The sequence below is a fragment of the Tamlana carrageenivorans genome (assembly GCF_002893765.1).
In the GTDB taxonomy this organism is placed as follows: Bacteria; Bacteroidota; Bacteroidia; order Flavobacteriales; family Flavobacteriaceae; genus Pseudotamlana; species Pseudotamlana carrageenivorans.
Genome location: NZ_CP025938.1, coordinates 693,349 through 712,347, shown reverse-complemented (window position 1 = coordinate 712,347; position 18,999 = coordinate 693,349). Strand labels below are relative to the sequence as shown.

General features: G+C 36.8%; 19 protein-coding genes, 1 tRNA gene and 1 pseudogene. 7 read left to right on the top strand and 14 right to left on the bottom strand.

Translation table 11 applies throughout. The annotated features are described in order from the left end of the window. Positions 1 to 2: 2 nt before the first annotated feature. The 8 genes from C1A40_RS03320 to C1A40_RS03285 all read right to left on the bottom strand — a co-directional run bounded on the left by C1A40_RS03320 (position 3) and on the right by C1A40_RS03285 (position 7,693). Entirely contained in the window at positions 3 to 767 is a 765-nt protein-coding gene (locus C1A40_RS03320; protein ID WP_102994664.1) for a ParA family protein, read from the bottom strand. 113 nt (positions 768 to 880) lie between these two features. Continuing rightward, a complete protein-coding gene (gene scpA / locus C1A40_RS03315) occupies positions 881 to 3,019 on the bottom strand; it encodes a methylmalonyl-CoA mutase (RefSeq protein ID WP_102994663.1) in 2,139 nt (712 codons plus the stop codon). Between the two features lie 24 nt (positions 3,020 to 3,043). Next, a complete protein-coding gene (locus tag C1A40_RS03310) occupies positions 3,044 to 3,649 on the bottom strand; it encodes a hypothetical protein (RefSeq protein ID WP_102994662.1) in 606 nt (201 codons plus the stop codon). Next, entirely contained in the window at positions 3,639 to 5,000 is a 1,362-nt protein-coding gene (locus tag C1A40_RS03305; RefSeq protein WP_102994661.1) for a methylmalonyl-CoA mutase subunit beta, read from the bottom strand. Before C1A40_RS03305 ends, C1A40_RS03310 begins: the two co-directional genes overlap by 11 nt. Beyond that, positions 4,993 to 5,316, bottom strand: coding sequence for an FtsB family cell division protein (locus C1A40_RS03300; protein ID WP_102994660.1), 324 nt, complete (start codon positions 5,314 to 5,316; stop codon positions 4,993 to 4,995). The genes C1A40_RS03305 and C1A40_RS03300 overlap by 8 nt, the downstream gene beginning before the upstream one ends. A gap of 1 nt (position 5,317) precedes the next feature. Then, positions 5,318 to 5,923, bottom strand: coding sequence for a uridine kinase (gene udk, locus C1A40_RS03295; protein WP_102994659.1), 606 nt, complete (start codon positions 5,921 to 5,923; stop codon positions 5,318 to 5,320). A gap of 229 nt (positions 5,924 to 6,152) precedes the next feature. Next, entirely contained in the window at positions 6,153 to 6,554 is a 402-nt protein-coding gene (locus tag C1A40_RS03290; protein ID WP_102994658.1) for a c-type cytochrome, read from the bottom strand. Between the two features lie 8 nt (positions 6,555 to 6,562). Next, on the bottom strand, positions 6,563 to 7,693 hold the full coding sequence (locus C1A40_RS03285; RefSeq protein WP_102994657.1) for a PQQ-dependent sugar dehydrogenase: 1,131 nt from the start codon (positions 7,691 to 7,693) through the stop codon (positions 6,563 to 6,565). A gap of 186 nt (positions 7,694 to 7,879) precedes the next feature. Between C1A40_RS03285 and C1A40_RS03280 the strand changes: the two genes are divergently transcribed. After that, positions 7,880 to 7,954 (top strand) — tRNA-Pro (locus C1A40_RS03280). A 142-nt stretch (positions 7,955 to 8,096) separates the two neighbouring features. On the opposite strand, the gene C1A40_RS18730 is transcribed toward C1A40_RS03280, so the two are convergent. The 3 genes and pseudogenes from C1A40_RS18730 to C1A40_RS03270 form a co-directional block, all read right to left on the bottom strand. Beyond that, entirely contained in the window at positions 8,097 to 8,378 is a 282-nt protein-coding gene (locus C1A40_RS18730; RefSeq protein WP_338418073.1) for an LLM class oxidoreductase, read from the bottom strand. A 50-nt stretch (positions 8,379 to 8,428) separates the two neighbouring features. Then, positions 8,429 to 8,974: pseudogene (locus C1A40_RS18725) on the bottom strand (MsnO8 family LLM class oxidoreductase); the annotation flags it as partial. 169 nt (positions 8,975 to 9,143) lie between these two features. After that, a complete protein-coding gene (locus C1A40_RS03270; RefSeq protein ID WP_102994656.1) occupies positions 9,144 to 10,148 on the bottom strand; it encodes a sugar kinase in 1,005 nt (334 codons plus the stop codon). 344 nt (positions 10,149 to 10,492) lie between these two features. On the opposite strand from C1A40_RS03270, the gene C1A40_RS03265 reads away from it, so the two are divergent. The 4 genes from C1A40_RS03265 (at position 10,493) to C1A40_RS03255 (ending at position 13,350) form a co-directional block, all read left to right on the top strand. Beyond that, entirely contained in the window at positions 10,493 to 11,401 is a 909-nt protein-coding gene (locus tag C1A40_RS03265; protein ID WP_241910477.1) for a DUF4421 family protein, read from the top strand. 50 nt (positions 11,402 to 11,451) lie between these two features. Then, complete coding sequence (locus tag C1A40_RS03260; RefSeq protein ID WP_241910476.1) at positions 11,452 to 12,363, top strand: YihY/virulence factor BrkB family protein; 912 nt, start codon at positions 11,452 to 11,454, stop codon at positions 12,361 to 12,363. A 123-nt stretch (positions 12,364 to 12,486) separates the two neighbouring features. Next, entirely contained in the window at positions 12,487 to 12,675 is a 189-nt protein-coding gene (locus C1A40_RS18640; protein ID WP_277871386.1) for a DUF4372 domain-containing protein, read from the top strand. 105 nt (positions 12,676 to 12,780) lie between these two features. After that, on the top strand, positions 12,781 to 13,350 hold the full coding sequence (locus C1A40_RS03255) for a transposase (RefSeq protein WP_241910475.1): 570 nt from the start codon (positions 12,781 to 12,783) through the stop codon (positions 13,348 to 13,350). Positions 13,351 to 13,413: 63 nt separating this feature from the next. Here C1A40_RS03255 and C1A40_RS03250 read toward each other — a convergent pair whose 3' ends face one another. Both C1A40_RS03250 and C1A40_RS03240 read right to left on the bottom strand, forming a co-directional pair. Further along, a complete protein-coding gene (locus C1A40_RS03250; protein WP_102994235.1) occupies positions 13,414 to 14,583 on the bottom strand; it encodes an IS4 family transposase in 1,170 nt (389 codons plus the stop codon). A gap of 551 nt (positions 14,584 to 15,134) precedes the next feature. Continuing rightward, on the bottom strand, positions 15,135 to 16,496 hold the full coding sequence (locus C1A40_RS03240) for an NAD-dependent succinate-semialdehyde dehydrogenase (RefSeq protein ID WP_102994653.1): 1,362 nt from the start codon (positions 16,494 to 16,496) through the stop codon (positions 15,135 to 15,137). Positions 16,497 to 16,702: 206 nt separating this feature from the next. Here C1A40_RS03240 and C1A40_RS03235 point away from each other — a divergent pair, with 206 nt between their 5' ends. Beyond that, positions 16,703 to 17,068 (top strand): YtxH domain-containing protein, encoded by a 366-nt coding sequence (locus C1A40_RS03235; protein ID WP_102994652.1) that lies wholly within the window; start codon positions 16,703 to 16,705, stop codon positions 17,066 to 17,068. A gap of 403 nt (positions 17,069 to 17,471) precedes the next feature. Then, positions 17,472 to 17,621, top strand: coding sequence for a hypothetical protein (locus tag C1A40_RS18095; RefSeq protein ID WP_158651261.1), 150 nt, complete (start codon positions 17,472 to 17,474; stop codon positions 17,619 to 17,621). Between the two features lie 65 nt (positions 17,622 to 17,686). On the opposite strand, the gene C1A40_RS03225 is transcribed toward C1A40_RS18095, so the two are convergent. Further along, the gene (locus tag C1A40_RS03225) at positions 17,687 to 18,886 is read right to left on the bottom strand and encodes an IS4 family transposase (protein ID WP_102994338.1); all 1,200 of its coding nucleotides are present in this window, start codon (positions 18,884 to 18,886) and stop codon (positions 17,687 to 17,689) included. Between the last annotated feature and the right edge of the window lie 113 nt (positions 18,887 to 18,999).

The window sequence follows — 18,999 nt, the reverse complement described above, 5'->3', positions numbered from 1 at the left end:
TTTTAAGAGTTTTTATTGATAATTTCTTTTGCTAAACTTAAGTAATTCGTAGCCCCTTTACTGCCAGCGTCATAATTAATGATACTTTCACCGTAACTAGGCGCTTCACTTAAACGTACATTTCTTTGAATGATGGTTTGGAAAACCATATCGTTGAAATGTTTTTGAACTTCTTCCACCACCTGGTTCGATAAACGTAAACGGGCATCGTACATGGTGAGTAAAAGGCCTTCGATATCTAATTCTGAATTGTGTATTTTTTGAACACTTTTTATCGTGTTTAAAAGTTTGCCTAAACCTTCTAGCGCAAAGTACTCACACTGAATTGGAATAATAACCGAATCTGCAGCAGTAAGCGCATTTAAGGTTAGTAAACCTAAAGAAGGCGCACAATCAATCAAGATATAATCGTAATCTTCTCTAATATTTTGTAGCGCATTTTTTAACATGTATTCGCGCTGGTCTTTATCGACAAGTTCGATTTCGATGGCTACCAAATCAATGTGTGCGGGTATAATGTCTAAATTGGGCGTTTCGGTTTTTACAACGGCATCTTTCGCAATGTTTGAATGCTCAAGAAGCTGATAGGTTCCAATTTCGACGGTTTCTACGTCTATACCAATTCCAGACGTGGCATTTGCCTGTGGGTCTGCATCAATTAATAATACTTTTTTTTCAAGCACGCCCAGTGAAGCTGCTAAATTTATAGAAGTCGTTGTTTTGCCTACGCCTCCTTTTTGATTAGCGATCGCTATGATTTTACCCATAAAGTGATTTGGTTTTATTAGCGCCAAAAATACGATTATTTAATTAGGAATAAAAATTGAACTTATTAACAAATTGTAAGTGAATTTCGCGCCTTTTGTTGAATAATTGAAAGTTAATCAATTAAAATATTTAAAATAGTTATGGCAGCTTCGCTAATTTTAGTTCCCGGTCCAAAAACAGCCACAGTACCAGCTTCAAACAAAAACGGGTAGTCCTGTTTTGGTACCACACCACCTACAATAACCATGATGTCATCGCGATCAAATTTTTTTAAGGCTTCTATAACTTGTGGAACCAAGGTTTTGTGTCCAGCAGCTAAAGATGAAATGCCTAAAATGTGCACATCATTTTCTACGGCTTGTTTGGCAGCTTCTTCAGGAGTTTGGAATAAGGGACCAATATCTACATCAAAACCTATATCGGCGTAAGCTGTGGCAACAACTCTTGCGCCGCGATCATGACCATCTTGACCAATTTTAGCAATCATAATACGCGGTCGTCTGCCGTCCTGTTCGGCGAACTTGTCGGCTAATTTTTGTGCCTCTAAAAAAGATGCGTCATTATTTATGGCTTTAATATACACGCCTGAAAATGATTTTGTTTCTGCTTTATGTCGACCGAAAATGCTTTCTAAAGCGTCGCTTATTTCACCTAAAGTGGCTCTAGCTTTACTGGCTTCAATCGCTAAGGCGAGTAAGTTTGAATTATTCGGTTTTTTCGAATTTATTGAAAATTTTGCAGCTTCCGTTAATTGGGATAAGGCGGTTTTTACTTTTTCTGAATCTCTTTCAGCTTTTATTTTTTTTAAGCGTTCAATTTGAGCCTCACGAACCATGTGGTTATCTACTTCTAATGTAGAAATAGGCGTGTCCACTTTTGGTTGGTATTGGTTTACCCCAACAATAATATCTTGAAGAGAATCGATGCGCGCTTGTTTTTTTGCTGCGGCTTCTTGGATTCTAATTTTTGGAATTCCGGCTTCAATAGCCTTGGTCATGCCGCCTAATGCTTCAATTTCTTCAATATGTTGCCAAGCTTTTTCGGCAATATCATGGGTTAGCTTTTCAACAAAGTAGCTGCCAGCCCAAGGATCGACTGTTTTGGTGATTTGTGTTTCTTGTTGAAGAAATAATTGGGTGTTTCTGGCTATTCTCGCTGAAAAATCGGTGGGTAAGGCCATGGCCTCATCCAAGGCATTGGTATGTAAACTTTGGGTGCCTCCAAAAACCGCTGATGCCGCTTCAATCGTGGTTCTTGTTACATTATTAAAAGGGTCTTGTTCGGTTAAACTCCAACCAGAAGTCTGACAGTGCGTACGAAGCATGAGTGATTTTGGGTTTTTCGGGTTGAAAGGTTTCATCAATTTGGCCCATAACATTCTTGCGGCTCGCATTTTGGCTATTTCCATAAAATGGTTTAACCCAATACCCCAAAAGAAGGATAATCGCGGAGCGAAATCATCAATATTCATACCAGTAGCCAAGCCTGTTCTTACATACTCTAAACCATCGGCTAGGGTGTAAGCCAGTTCGATATCGCAGGTGGCACCAGTCTCTTGCATGTGGTAACCTGAAATGCTAATGCTGTTAAATTTAGGCATGTGCTTACTGGTATACTCAAAAATATCTGAAATGATTTTCATGGAAGGCTCTGGCGGATAGATATACGTGTTACGCACCATAAATTCCTTTAGGATGTCATTTTGAATGGTGCCTTGTAACTCATTTAAAGCCACGCCTTGCTCCTGAGCGGCTACTATATAGAAGGCTAAAATGGGTAAAACAGCCCCATTCATAGTCATAGAAACCGATATTTTATCCAAAGGAATTTGATCAAAAAGCCGCTTCATATCTTCAACGGTGTCAATGGCTACGCCAGCTTTACCAACATCTCCAATAACGCCTTCATGATTGGAGTCGTAACCGCGGTGCGTCGCTAAATCGAAAGCTACAGATAGTCCTTTTTGCCCGGCTTTTAAATTTCTTAGGTAAAAAGCATTGCTTTCTTCTGCTGTCGAAAACCCCGCGTATTGTCTGATAGTCCAAGGTTTATGAACGTACATGGTGCTGTATGGCCCACGAAGATAAGGGGAGAGGCCTGCGACGAAATTTAATTCTAATGGTTCAACATCCGCCTTGGTATATTGCGATTTTAGAGGAATGCCTTCCGGGGTATTAAAAGTATCGTTAGTGCTTGCCGTATGGCTAGATGCTTTTTTATTTAAGGTAATATGTTGAAGGTTTTTTCTCAAAACGACGTTGTTACAAGGTCTTTGTTATTGATTTGGTGTTTGATCTAAATTGGTATCTATCAGCTTGGCATAGAACAAATCTAAAGCGATATATGTGGCTAAATGCTTATCGTTTAAAGCGTTTCTGTATTTTGTCATTAAAGGCGTTCCAAACAATTTAGATGTTAAACTGTTTGTATTTAAAAGCGCATTAAAGGTTGTTTTTAAATTCCGATCCTTCAAATTATTCGCGATACATTTGGTTGTTGCATTTTGATAATTTAAATGCGTCTTTTCGTTGCTTTTCGCCCATAAATTGGGTTGTTTTTTTAGGGCTTCTAAAACTTCAAGACTGTGCGGTGAAGCAATATCTTGAACTCTTAGTCGGCGATATACTGCCGATCGAATGGTTTGATTGTAGGCCTGAGCTAAATCATTATTTGGATTGCCTAATTTAGTGTATTTTAAAATGTCGTCTTCAAAACTATAAACCGCTTCTTTTAATAATTTAGTGTTTATGTTCTTGCAAGAGATGATGTCGGGTTGCTTGTCGTATTTATAATTTTTAAAGCTGTCCTCTTGCTTACATCCATAAGTTACGCTAATTAAAAAAGTAAAAAATATCAGTTTTAAGGTGTTTTTAATCTTCATTCTTTAAACGTTTTTGTTCTTGTAATGCTGCTAAGCGTTTAGCTATTATAGGTTCAATAAGTGTTTTTCTTGGATTAGTTTTCACGAAAGGATAAAGTTCTAGGTTATCTTTCATTTTGTTCTCGGCGTTTGGATGCAAATTGGTGCCAATTAAAATACGATCCCCTTGATTGAATTGCTGAACTTCTTTTTGTTCACTTTCTTTAATTTTTCTTTGAATGGTACCTGCTTTTAGCTGTTTTAAAAAGCCGCCATTTCTCTCGATGTCTTTAAATAAGTTTAAGGCTTTTTCAGCAAGTTGATTAGTCAGGTTTTCTACGTAATAAGCGCCATCAGAGGGATTGTTTACCGCGTTAAAAAAGCTTTCGTGTTTTAAAATAAGCAATTGATTTCTGGCAATACGTTCGCTAAATTCATTGGTTTTTTTAAAAATATCGTCATAGGGTAGGTTGTAAATCGTATCTGCGCCACCCAAAATGGCACTCATGCATTCTGTAGTGCTTCGTAGTAAATTATTGTAGGCTTCGTATATGGTTTTATTACGTTTTGTAGGTGTGGCTGTAATTTTACATGTGCTTGGCATCCCGTATTCTAAAGCGAGGCTTTCCCAAAGAAGGCGTAGTGCTTTAAGTTTGGCGATTTCAAAAAAGTAATTGCTCCCTATGGCCACCTTGAATGTGACTTGGTGATTTGTTAAGTCAACCTCATGGTTGTCAAGGTGAGTTAGATATTCATGAGCATGCGCTAAAGCGTAGGCCAGTTGCTGTACCATGTTAGCGCCCGCATTTTGATAAAGCGACGCATCTACTGAAAATGATGCGGTTTTGGTTGATATTTTTCTGAATGACTGAAAGTCTGATTGGAGGTTTTCAAACCAATTTCCTGTTTCAGCTAGCCGATTGATAATGTCTTTGTCAATATTAGCCTTAGGACATGTTTTTAGCAGGTTTTCAATGTAAGATTCTGAAAGAAATTGAAGTTGAAAAAGAATTGTAGTCGTTTCTGTATCGATATTTTCAATTAACTTTTCAACTGAAATGCTTTCTGAAGGGATTATAAAAGTTATAACATCAGCTCCTCGATTTAATACATCAATGGCATGAAGATTCGATTTTTCAACATCGGCAACAAAAATATGTTGCGCTATTTTCCAAGCGGTGGCTTTAGTATTTGAAATTTCAGGGAAATCCTTAAAATCATCAGCATGATAAAAGGGTTTTACGGCAATATCTTCATTGGAATTCCAAATGAGTGCGCTGTTATAGTCGGCGCCCATTAAATCATACTGTATTTTTTGTTTCCATTGTTTGGAAGATACAGGATCGAATTCACTGAATAGCCCTTTAGTCATCTGCATTGGTTTTTAAACTGTCTTCGTATTCAATGATATAAATTTCTTCGTTATCGTATTTCATATAATACTTTTCGCGAGCAAACTTTTCTAAACCATTGGCTGTTTCTAATTCTTTTAGGACTTTTTTATCTTTAATAATTTCTTTTTTGTAGTACTCCTTTTCGTTTTCTAGGTCGTTAATTTCCTCGTTTAATTCACTGTGGATGATCCATGAATTGGCATCAAAAAAAAGCATCCAAACAATGAATACTGCTCCAATAAGGAGGTAAACATTTTTAAAAGGTTTTAAATATTTGTTTTTTTTGAATTTCATTCTACAATTTTTGGGCAATAATGTTTTTAATGATATCTACAGCCACGATGTTGTGTTTGTTGTTTGGTATTATAATATCGGCATGCTCCTTAGTGGGTTCTATAAATTGGGTATGCATGGGTTTTAGGGTGTTTTGGTATCGTGTTAAAACCTCGTCGAGATCACGACCACGCTCGGCAATATCGCGTTTTAATCGGCGTATTAGGCGTTCGTCACTATCGGCGTGCACATAAATTTTAATATCGCATAAATCTCTTAATTCTGGATTGGTTAGAATTAAAATACCTTCTACAATCATCACCTTTCTGGGGTGTGTTAAAATGGTGTCGCCTGTTCTGTTGTGTTTCACAAAGGAATACATGGGCTGCTCAATGACTTTGTTATCTTTTAAATCTTTGAGGTGTCTGGTGAGCAGGTCAAAATCGATAGAGCGCGGGTGGTCAAAATTGATGCTAACACGCTCGTCATAACTTAAATGTGTGGTATCTTTATAGTAAGAATCCTGAGAAATAACGCCTACCTCGCCATCGGGAAGTTCGTTAAGTATTTTATTGACAACCGTTGTTTTTCCGCAACCGGTGCCACCAGCAATTCCTATTAAAAGCATAATTTTTAGTTTTGTTCCCTAGTTTGCAAAGTTAGTTAAAGTACTGATTGAAACTTTTTCCATTTGTTAAAAAAATGGCCCTTTTTCACCTGTTTTTTATCTTTTTTTCTTTCCGTAGCTCAGCTATGGAACTCAAAAAAACGTTCAAATAGTCAAAAAATGTCTAATTTTCCCTTAAGCGCAAAAAGGTTAAATCCGTTCAAATGTAAAAATGAAATTGGGCAAATGTTTACTTTTTAATAGATTCAACTTCGGTTTCGGTAATCATTTTAGAATTGGTATTACTCCAGGTATTGGTTATGTAGTTCATAACATCGGCAATCTCATCATCGTCTAATTCCATAGCGGGCATATTACCATTATAGGTTACGCCATTGACTATAATTTCCTTATTGATGCCGTATTTTAGTAGGTGAATACTCGCTTTTCTATTTTCCATAAGAAAATCAGATTTTGCTAGTGGCGGATAGGTGTTTTGAATACCTTGACCATGAGGTAGGTGGCACGTAACACAGAAGTCTTCGTATATCACTTCTCCGCGTTGGATACTCACTTCCAACGGATCTTGGCTTGTAAGATGCACCGTTAAAAAAGTAGAAAAAGTTAAAATGCTTATTAGAATGGTTTTCATACGTATGATTATTTTTTTTCAGGAATGATTTTATAAATACCTTGACCTTCTACTGCTATATAAATGTAACCATCTGGAGCTTGTACGACATGGCGTAATCGTCCGATGTCTTCAAATAATTTTTCACGTTTTATCACTTTTTGGTCTTTTAAAGTTAAGAGTTCTAAATAGCTAAATTTTAAAGATCCAACTAGCAGGTGGTTTTTCCATTCGGGGTATTTGTTTGACGTTACCACGGTCATACCGCTAGGAGCAATAGATGGCGTCCAATAAAAAAGAGGTTGTTTCATGCCGTCTTTATGAGTGAGCTCGGTAAAAGAGGTGCCACCATAATTAATACCGTATGAAATAACCGGCCAGCCGTAATTTTTGCCTTTTTTAATGATATTAATTTCGTCTCCCCCTTGTGGACCGTGTTCGTGAGACCAGAGTTCTCCAGTTAAAGGGTTTTTTATAAGACCTTGCGGATTGCGATGCCCGTAACTATAAATGGCGGTTTTGGCTTGTTTGGAATTTATGAAAGGATTGTCTGAAGGGATGCGTCCGTCGTCATGAAGACGGTAAATTTTGCCACCATCTTTAGTGATGTCTTGGGGGTTTACATCGCGTTGGCCACGTTCGCCAATTGAAAAGTACAGATAGCTGTCGTCGTCGAAAGCGATTCGGGAACCCCAGTGCTGACCTTTTCTGGTATTGGGTTCCGCTTTATATATGCGTTCGTTTCCGAATAATTTATGGTTGCCAGAGTCGAAATGGGCTCTCATAATGGCGGTGTTTCCTCCATCACCTTCGCCTTCCGCGGAAGCGTAAGAGAAATAAATCCAATCGGTTTCCTTGTAATTGGGATGTAATTGAATGTCTAAAAGTCCGCCTTGGCCACGCACATAAATTTCTGGTACCCCTGAAACTTTATGTTTTGTGTTATCTTTAAAATGAATGAGTTCACCCGATTTTTCGGTGATGAGCATGCTGCCATCGGGAAGAAAAGTCATGCCCCATGGGATGTCTAAATCTGGGACAATCAATTCGGTTTTATAATTGTAATGGGAGGTGGTTGCAGCTATCGACTCTTTTTGCTGGGAACATGCGGTGAGCGTGAGTAGTAGAGTAAATAAGAGCGTGATATGCTGCTTTTTCATGTTGACTATTTTGTGCGGTTCTAGGTTAAGCAATTTACTAAATTATTTTGCGAGAATTTGATCGTAACCGTGTTTAAAAAAGTTGGAGCTTTAGGCTGAAATCAAAACAGCAAATAAAATATAAAAAACATTTGTGAAACAAATAAAAAGAGTATATTTGCATCCCGTTAGAGATAACCAATGATTCGGGGTGTAGCGTAGCCCGGTTATCGCGCCGCGTTTGGGACGCGGAGGTCGCAGGTTCGAATCCTGCCACCCCGACAAAAAAAGCACTGATAGTCTTAAAAAGATTATCGGTGTTTTTTGCTTTTAGGACATTTTATGGTTTGTGTTTAGAAAAGGCTATCTTCCTGTAATTTCGTAATGTTGTTTTAATTTTTTAAAAATGAACTGCAAGCCTATACTAAGCTATAATATTCAATTCTTTCATGATTTCAGCAAAGAAAACATAAGATTTTATGCGGTCTTGATGATCATAAATATGAGAAACAGCAATTAGTTCGTCTATTTGTGTTTCTTCAATAAAGGCTTTTACTTTATTTTTAACAGTAGCTTTACTTCCAATAAAAGTGTACTTAAGCATTTGTTGAACAGAAGGGTGATTACTCATACTGCGAAGCTCTTCGGTCATTTCAGAAGGTGGTTGCATATAATCACGTTTTCCTGTAATTAAATTGATAATCATTTTATAGAGTGACGTCGAAATACGTTCGGCGGCTTCATCGGTATCGGCGATTATAATGTTAACCCCAGCAAGGGTATAGGGTGTTTTAAAGCTTCTGAAGGCTTAAATTCTTTACGATAAACATCAAGGGCACTATGAAGTAGGGGTGTAGCAAAGTGATTAGCGAAGGCATAAGGCAGGCCTTTTTTTGCTGCTAAATGTGCACTGTCATGACTAGAACCTAAAATATAAAGCGGAATGTTAATGCCTTCGGCAACATTGGCGCGTACATTTTTAGACGCGCTATAAGGCGAAAAATAGTCTTGTAATTTTTGAACTTCTTCAGGAAATGATTGAGCCGCTTGATAAAAATCAGACCGAATGGCACTAGCCGTTTCTCTGTCTGTTCCTGGGGCGCGCCCCAAGCCTAAGTCAATGCGATTTGGATACAAAATACCCAAGGTGCCAAATTGCTCAGCAATGATTAATGGCGAGTGATTGGGCAACATAATACCTCCAGAACCAACACGTATGTGTTGCGTCCCTTCAGCAATTTTACCGATTAAAATAGACGTCGCGCTACTGCCAATGGCATCAGAATTATGGTGCTCGGCGAGCCAAAAGCGTTTGTATTCTTCTTTTTCGGCAGTTTGAGTAAAGCCAAGGCATGCTCGAAAGTTTCAGCTAAAGAGCTGCCTTTGGATACTATAGCGAGTTCTAATATGGAGTAGGCCATGTTTTTATCTGACATACGTCTGGCTTCCTTAGCTAAAGAGGATGATTTTACTATCGTTTCAACGCTCCAGAGGTATCACCGCCCATTAAACTTTTTATGTTTTCTAACGAGACCATATTAACATCTCCAATAACCGTATGTTTTAAGGCACATGCAGCGGTGGCAAAGTCTAAGGCTTCAATATCGGTATCATAATGAAGTAAGCCATAGATGAGTCCGGCGGCAAAGGCATCTCCTGTACCAACACGATCAATAACATGGGATATGTTTAAGGTTTCTGTTTTAATGTATTCGGTGCCTGTCCACATTCTACCTTGTATTTCCTGCTCGGATGCGCTAATCGATTTTCGTTTTTTACCCACAACTTTTTTAATTCTAGGAAAGGCTTCCATGAGTTCTTGAGCCGAATTTTTAAGCTTTCCGCCAATTTCTCCTAGACCGAACATTTCATTAATACCACGCGGACTGGTAATAACAATATCACAATGTTTTACCAGTTTAGGCATGATTTCCTGCATGGTTTTTCCATATTTCCACATGTTTTTTCGCGAATTAATATCGCCAGAAACCATGATGCCCATTTTGTTAGCCGTTTTTATAGCTTCCAGGCAGCATAGAGCTGCACCTTCAGAAATGGCAGGGGTAATGCCGGTCCAGTGAAACCAATCGGCGTCTTTTAAAACGTCCTCCCAATCGACCATGCCTGGTTGTATTTTAGAAAATGCCGAGCCTTCTCTTTCATAAACAACCACGCTAGGTCTATGCACGGCACCTTTTTCTAAGAAATACATGCCTAGTTTGTCATCACCATATATAATTTGATCACTGCTTAACCAGTTTTTTCGTAAAAACTGCGTCGCCGCACGCCCTAAGGCATTATCTGGAAAACGTGTCATATGGGCCGCTTTCATGCCTAGGTAAGCACATGATATAGCTACGTTTGCTTCACCACCACCGTAAACCAATTCGAAAGAGTTGGCTTGTGAAAATTTTAAATATCCAGGAGGCGATAAACGCATCATGACTTCTCCAAAGGTGACCAGTTTTTTATTCATAATTGATGTTTTTTTTAGGGATTCAATGCTTTTTGCGGCTAAAAATACAATTTTATAAAGGAAAATATAAAATCAACATGCTCAATTGTGCGATTTCAGCTGTGAATATGGAGTGCATTTGGATTTTAAAAATGATTTTTTGAGTTAATAATAATGCAAAACCCGATTAAAAGAGCCCATATTTTATTTCTTAACCAGAAAAATTAATATTAATTTCATTACAATTTTTAAAAGCAACGTCAAACTTTATGCTCAAGCCGTTTTTTGTCATACTATGTTTATTAACTTTTATGCCTTTTTCTTATGCACAGAAAAGGAAGTTAGATTCTTTAAGTGCCAAACAGATGATAGATACTTTGCTTATTGATAGAGATTTGAAAAATTGGTCTATCCGGTTGTTTACCAATTATAAAGGGCAAAGTTTTAATCTTAGAAATGGCGATAATAAATTGTCTTTTAAGCCTAATAATAGGGCTGGAGTTGGTGTAGGCTTAGGGACGAGTAAGCTGATTTTGGATGTTGCTTTTAATTTAAAGGGGCTTGAAGAAAACCCTACCAAGCGCTTGGACCTACAAGGTGCTATTATCGTTGGAACTAATCATCTGGTAGGTATGTATATTCAGCATTATAAAGGTTTTAAGGTGAGTAATAACTTTGGAGAACCTGAGTTTTTTAGTGATAATATTATCTCCTTTTCAATGGGGGTTAATTATCTGCATACTTTTGATGAAATTTCTTTTTCTACATCCACCTTAAGAGCAGGGCTTATGAAAGCTGAAAAAAAGCACTACATCTCTTATGGTGTAGGTGGTTTTATGGTTTATGATAATTTTTCGGCAAACAATGCGCTTATTCCTGATCGTAATTTTTTTGATAGTGATGCGTATTTAAGGGAGTTTAAAGGTGTTGGAGTCGGGGTTTCGGCAGGCGTGTTATCTGTTTTTGTGCTTCCTGCTAATTTTTTTACCACCCTAAATTTGATTCCAGGGATTGGTTTGATGCATAAACGGTCTTTTACTGAAGAAGATAAACACACCGTTTCAAATCCGCTAATCTATAAGTTGGACTATAACGCCGGAATTGGTTATGTTTATAAGCGTTTTTATGTTACTCTTGTTTATGGTAGCGGTATTTATACCAGTGGTTTAGACCACGGTTTAGACTATTTGTTCAGCAATACCAAAGCTAAAATATCTATTGGTTATAGGCTTAATTCTAAGAAAAAGTTGAAGCTTCCTTTTGAAGGGAACTGATTTTTAGTTACCCTCGCAGTCTGAATGAAAATAAAATTATATAGTGATTTATGATGCCTAATAATACTTCTGAAAAATTTAAATTAAAACATTTTCCATCCCTTATAGTAGATACCTATAAAGCATGGACCGCCGATGATCCCTTCCGATTAAGTGCTGTGGTGGCTTATTATGCTGTGCTCTCGCTTCCTGGTCTTTTAGTGATTATTGTTAATACGGTTGGTTATTTTTGGGGTGCTGATATTGTGCAAGGAAAGCTTACACAAGAAATTTCGAGTGCCTTAGGTCATGATGTTGCCGATGCTATTAAAACCATGATGGTTGAAACGCAAAACAAAGAAAAAAGTACTGCCGCAACACTTGCAGGTATTGGGTCGCTATTGTTTGGTGCAACGGGTGTTTTTTACCATTTGCAACTCTCACTAAATCAAATATGGAATATTGTTCCAGATAAAGATTCTGGTTTCACGAAGATGCTTCTCGATCGTACACGAAGTTTCGCTTTTATATTAGTGATTGGGTTTTTGTTACTGATTAGTTTTTTAATCACCACAGCGATTTCTTCATTAAATAATTATATCCAAAGTTTTTTGCCCGATTTTATTGTGTATATCGCTTTTGTATTGGATGCGGTTTTGTCTATTAGTGTTATAACCGTCTTGTTTGCTCTGTTGTTTCAGTATTTACCAGACGCGAAGATTAGATGGAAAACTGTTTGGATTGGCGGACTCATAACGGCTATACTTTTTGTTTTTGGGGAGTTTATTCTTGGTGTGTATTTAGGGACGGCTAATCCAGGATCGACTTATGGTGCAGCAGGAACTATCGTGTTAATTTTACTATGGGTGTCCTATTCTTGTCTGATTTTGTTTTTTGGCGCTGAATTTACTTATGTATATGCCAACCGCTACGGTTTAGGTATTCAGCCAAATGCTAAGGCTAAAATAAGTGAGAATTCGTAGTGAATATAATGCTGGGTAATATTATAAATAGTCTTTTAAAATCAATGTTGTCCGATAAAAGAGTAGCCTAAAAAAGGCACTCTTATTTTTAGTAAGTTTGGAGTTGCGACACAACAAACTACTATGAGCAAAAGCACCTATTTTTCCAGCAAATCTGTTTTCGGACAGCTGATTTCTTTAATTGATGATTCGATGATAAGAAAAGAAGTTAAAAAATGTGATTCAGACTGTTATACTAAGCGATTTACGACCAAAGATCATTTGATAAGTATGCTTTTTTGTTCGTTTTCAAAGTGTACTTCGCTTAGATAAATATCAGGAGCAATGCTTGGTTTGTAAGGAAAAACGAGCAGTTTTTAGTTAAATCATATTCCTAAAAGAAGTACTTTATCTGACGCAAATAAAAGAAGAGATGTTTTGGTTTTTGAAAATATTTATCATCAATTGCTCAAACAATATGGCGATTATTTGTTGGACAGCCCAATAAAAGACGTTATCAAAAAACAAGTTAAGATTTTTGACAGTTCTACCATCAGCCTGTTTAAAAACATTATGGAATGTGTTGGTAGGAATCCAAAAAATGGAAAAAATAAAGGCGGGATTAAAGTCCATACGGTCGTTAATGCCAATGAGATTGTGCCAAGTTTGGTTTGGTTCAGCGAAGCCAAAACACACGACCATAAATTCCTGGAGAAACTAGAATGTGATGAAAATACGATCTATGTTTTTGATAAAGGGTATAATGATTACAAGGCTTTCGAGTACTTCACTACTGAAAAAACAGGGTTTGTAACCCGGATAAAGAATAATACATCCTATAGAAAAATCGAAAATCTGAATATTGAAGAGTCAATTCATAACGGAGTTTTAAAAGATGAAATTATTGAGATCGATGTTAAGAAAGCAAAAGAAACAGCTCCCTTGAAATTGCGAAAAGTAACCTTTTATGACCGTTTAAATAAACGTGAGTTTGCAATCCTGTCCTAAATAAATTTTAGATAGGATAAATCCAACCATTTTACTAGTTTAATAGTTTATATTTTTGAATTTTCAAAAAAGAACCCCTTGTATGTGCTTATTGGGTGGTGGTTGTTCTTTTGCAAACGGATTATCTAGCCATTTATGTAAATTTACTTTCACAAAAAGATTTAATCTAATAAAGGCTACTAAATTAGATAAATACCAAGGATGCTTTGCTTGTGTTTTTAGCGCTTTTAAAATGAGAATGGTAATTAATGCCGTCCAGATCTGTATCATAACCGCATTTTGACTAGTTCCAATGAAAGACTTGATGTGTAATTGCTGTTTGATGTCTCTAAAAAATATTTCCACTTCCCATCTAGCCTTATAAAGCTCCGTAATAGTGTTTGCTGTCCAAGACTTCTGATTGGTAATAACCTCAATAGTTTGTCCATTTTTATCATCCCACAAGGCAACCCTGCGAAGTCTTTTGGGATATTTCTCTTTTGTCTTAGCGCCTGTTAATTCAATGATTTCATCTTTTAGAACGTGTTGATGCCTGTTTTCTGGCAATTCTAACTCTTTGACTGATTTAAATTGAATATTGTCTTTATGTCTGACTACAAAATTGACTCCGTTGCTGTCCCAAATCTTTAGTAAATCAAAATCGTTGTAAAACCGATCAGCAACAATAACACTTCCTTTTAAAAGCGGGATGTCGTAAGCCCCTTTATTATCCGCTGTTTTGCCATCTGTAATATTTACATAAGCTGGTAAATGACCATCATAATCAAGCAAGGTGTGCATTTTTACAGCTCCTTTTTTAGTCTTGTATTTTGCCCAATCAAACAAACTTAAACAAAGACTTATCACGGTTGCATCTAATAAAAATATTTTGGACTTTATTTTGAAATTAGTACGCTTCATTCCTGCTTGCTGTCCTAAACTCTCTAATAATACATAATAGTAGTCTCTGAAAAGCTCCCAGCTTCGATGTTTATTTTGGTAGCTTATAGTAGATTTTGAAGGCGCTGCTAACATGCCTAAATGATTCAGGTTTCCTGTTGCTGAACGCAATCCGTTGCTGATATCTCTAACAGATTGACTGTTCGCAAATTGACAAAACAACATCGATACTAAGTGAGACCAACTGTCAAATCCTTTTTGATGTTTATCTGTGTTATGAAACCTGACTAATTTATTGAACCTTGACTTTTCTAATTTTGTGATTATTTGAGAAAACAGCGTTATATTTATCATCTGAGAAAGGTTTTTTTGTGGTGCACCACAAAGGTAACTTTGCGGAACAAAATTTCCTTTCTCTTTTTTAATCGTTTAGGACGCTATTGGTGAGTTTGAATTTTTAACCAATTTGTTCGACCTAAGGGCTGATCTGATTGCTGCTTTATACAAAATAAGATGGCAAATAGAATTGTTGTTCAAATAGCTTAAACAAAATTTTCCGTTGAAGTATTTCTTGGGAGATAACGAAAATGCCATCAAGATACAGATTTACTGCGTTTTGATCGTCAATCTTTTAATGACCGTAATTCAAAAGAAATTAAAGCGAAAGTGGGCTTTTTTAAATTTGGTCAGCTTTTGTGAAATCCACCTTTTCAATTATATCAACCTGATGAGATTTTTGGAAAACCCTGAAAAAGATTGGATTATCGAAAGAAACCAAACGGAGCAATTGACTCTGTTTTGATAGCCTATTTTTCAAAAACTGAAAGATAAAAAATGTAAGTTGTTAAAAAACAATAATATAAAATCTTAAGAAAAACATTTTTAATTTTTATCGGACGCTAATGTTATTTAATGTAAACTGTTTTTTTATTGGTAAACGCCAAAAGACCTTCTTTTGAAAGTTCGCGTCCGTAACCAGAATTTTTTGTGCCCCCAAAAGGCAGTCTAGGGTCCGATTTAACCATTTCATTAATGAAAAAGGCACCATCTTCAATGTGGATGATGTTTTTCTTAGCCTTCTTAATATTTTCGGTAAAAACCATAGTGCCTAATCCAAAACTGGAGTCGCTAACCATCTCGTAAGCTGATTCTTGGTTGTCAGCTTTAATAACTGCTGCTACAGGACCAAAGGTCTCTTCCTTAAAAATAGGCATATCTGCGGTGACTTCTGTAATTATGGTAGGTTGGTAATAAGCGCCATTGCGTTGGTTTCCAAAATGAACTTTGGCACCCATTTTAACCGATCTTATTATTTGGTCTTCAAGTGTGTCGGCAAAATCAGCTTTAGCTAAAGTGCTTATTTGGGTGGTGTCTAGCAGCGGATCGCCATGTTTTATGGTTTTAATTTTTCCTGTGAACTTTTCAATAAAAGCATCGTAAATACCACTTTCAACAATAAATCGTTTTGCCGCGATGCAGCTTTGTCCTGCATTTTGCATTCGGGCATTAACCATGGTGTCTAGGTGTTTATCTAAATTGGCATCATTTAAAACCACGCAGGCATTATTTCCGCCTAATTCTAAAACGAGTTTTTTAAGTTGAGAACCGGCGATTTCGGCAATTTTTCGGCCAGCAGCTTCACTTCCGGTAAGCGAGACGGCTTTTATAATGTCATTTTTAAGGAGGTTTTCTATAGTATCATGATTAGCTAAAACCGTAGTAAAACAGCCTTTAGGATAGCCTGCTTCTTCAAAAATATCCTGAATTACTAAAGCGCAACCGGTAACATTAGAAGCGTGTTTTAAAATGGCGGTGTTTCCAGCTGTTAGGGTTGGAAGAGCAAATCTAAAGGCTTGCCAAAACGGGTAGTTCCAAGGCATAATCCCTAAAATAACGCCAAGCGGATCGTAAGAAATAAAACTTTCTTGCGCTTCGGTTTTAATAAGCTCGTCGGCCAATAAATTTTCGGCGTTTTTAGCATAAAATGCACATAATAAAATGCATTTTTCAATTTCAGCCTGGCTTTCAGTAATGGGTTTACCCATCTCTGTGGTAATCAGTTTAGCGTATTTATTTCTATGCTCCCATAAATGATCGGCCACCTTATTTAATAACCGTGCTTTTTTCGAAAGCTTTACGGTTTTCCATTGATGAAACCTGTCATCAGCTTGTTTTAAAATATCGGCTATGGTTTGCTCAGAAAAATAATCGTAAGACTTAATTTTTTTGTTGGTATAAGGGTTTGTAGTTGTAACGGTTTTACTCATCTGGAATTTCTTTTCAAAATTTAAGTCTAAATATAGGTATTTATGCAGGTGTAGTTTAACGATATAATTAAAAAAATGAACGCTTTTAAATATTTTCAAAGCAGCTCATATTCTGTTGTATTGCGTTAATAAAGCGTTAGTGTTGTGTTTAAATTTGTAATCGTAACAAGAGTAATAATTAATATTAACCTTTAAATTTTATGAATATGAATAATAATGAAAGTACAGCCTTAGGAATTATTACAGGAGCCTTAGAAGGTGCAGCTGTAGGTGTCTTATTTGCACCTTATAAAGGAAGTAAAACAAGACAAATGATAGCTGATGAAGCTGTTTCTGCAAAAGCTAAACTTGAAGCCGAATTGGCAGCAGCAAAAGACGTTATTGCTAAAACGACTATAGATTTAAAAGATCGGGTAATGACCAATGCTACTACTAAAACGCACACTTTAGAAGAGCAGGTAGATGCCATTGTTTCAGACGTTACTCATAAAGCAGACGACGTGATAGGTACTTTAGAAAAGAAACTTAATGAGTTGAAAGCTAAGAGTAAGAAGTTGCAAAAAATATCGTAGTATATGGGGTTGATCGACGCTATAAATGAAACCAATAATAAGGCTTTAAACTTTGGGGAGCGTTATGCTGAAACCTCATACGAATACTACCGTTAAAATTTTTTAAGCATTTTTCTATTTCAGTTAGTTTGATGCTTAAAGTACTATTTATAGGGTGTTTTTTCGGGGTTTTCACCATACTTAGTGCTGTAAGTTTGGCCTTATATATAGGTGAGGCCATCCAGAGCTATCCCTTAGGATTTATTATTGTGGCCTTAATTTTTATGGTGCTGTCAATCTTGGCTTATTTATCAAGACGGGTGATCAACCGCTTGGTTGTTCGCAAGTTATCTGAGTTTTTCTTTGATTAAACCTAAAACAATTGTTAATCACTAAAATGAAATTAATTTTTAAAACTTTATAGATGAAACAATATAGGGATATGAAACAGGTGGAGCAGGAATTGAAAATTTTAAAATTACAGCGTGCTATTGCATGGGAGGAAATTAAAGGTTTAAAGGAAGACTATAAAGAAGATTTTAAAATATTGTTGTCCGATAAAAAACAGAATTAGCTAAAAAAGCTTTGGTGTTGGCCTTTTTTATTGATCGCACTCTTTATTTTGAAAACAGAACCTCCTTATGGGTCAAAAAGGCTTAATTGCCCAATGTTTTTGGTTGTAATCTCTTCCCAATTAGCTTCTGGGTTTTTCAGGAATTTGAACAAATCGATATATGTCATCAAATGGTATCGTATGACGGACATCATATTGGAATAAGCCCAGTTTCTTTGGGCTTTTCTTTGGATCACAAGCATAATGAGCTGGATTATCAAACTGACCCAGATTTGTATTTCGATGGCATTTTGATTGTCTCCCAAAAAATACTTTAGCGGAAAGTTCTGTTTAAGCCGCTTGAACATCGTCTCAATCTGCCACCTATTTTTATAGATGTCGGCTATTTTGTCTGCATCAAGATCATAATTATTAGTGATGAACTCATAAACTTTTTGGTGCTTTTCGTGCCAAAAAGCGATTCTCCTCAGGGAAAAAGCATTGCCGTTTTTGTCCGTAAGCCCTATTTTTTCGTCCTTTAAGACAGCATCGTCCACTTTATTGGAGATATCAAACTCTTCAAGGCTTGTATAGCGAGCATTGTCCTTTTGCCGAGTCACAAAGTAAACATCTTCCAGTGTCCATTTTTGGTATTGCTCATAATCCACATACCCTTTGTCAAAAACCACATAAGAGCCCTTCTTGAGTTCCAGGTCTTTTAAAAAGGTGTGGTCGTGCGTGGCCGCGCTTGAAAACTTAATCAGACAAGGAACGTCTTCCATGGCGTTTATCATAGTATGCATCTTGATACCTCCTTTCTTTTTGCCGTTGAGCGGGTTCCTTCCTACACCTTTAAGAATGTCGCTAAATAGGGGGATGGTCGAGGAATCAACGATTTTAAGGTTCTTCACTGCAGGTTCTAAGGGTCTGCTGTCCGATAAAAAGCGATGGTAACGTTTGTAGAGTAAATGATAAATATCGGCAAATACTTCAGAGCTTCTTCTCCTGTTAGCATCTGACAAGGTACTGCGTTTTGGAAAGTCCGTGAGTCCTAGATGGTTGATCTTTCCCTCGCAGGCAAGCATAATACTGGAAACCTCACGAAGTGAGCTACAGCCACTGATCACGGTAAATACCATAGTGGCCAAATGCTCATAGGTGGTAAACTTTTTGGTATAGCGATCGCTGTTGTGCTTTTTGGCTGTCCGATGAACATCTTTGGGCAAAATGAAATTTAATACCTGTTTGATTATGGGTTGTCCGCTAAAGTTTTTACTTTTATTCATATCTTGGATGTGTGATAACTTCAAGATACAAAATAAGCGGGAAATCCTATCTTGGAAATCCCGCTTTTTAAATCTTTTATCGGACACTAATGATTTTAAAATAGAACACTGGT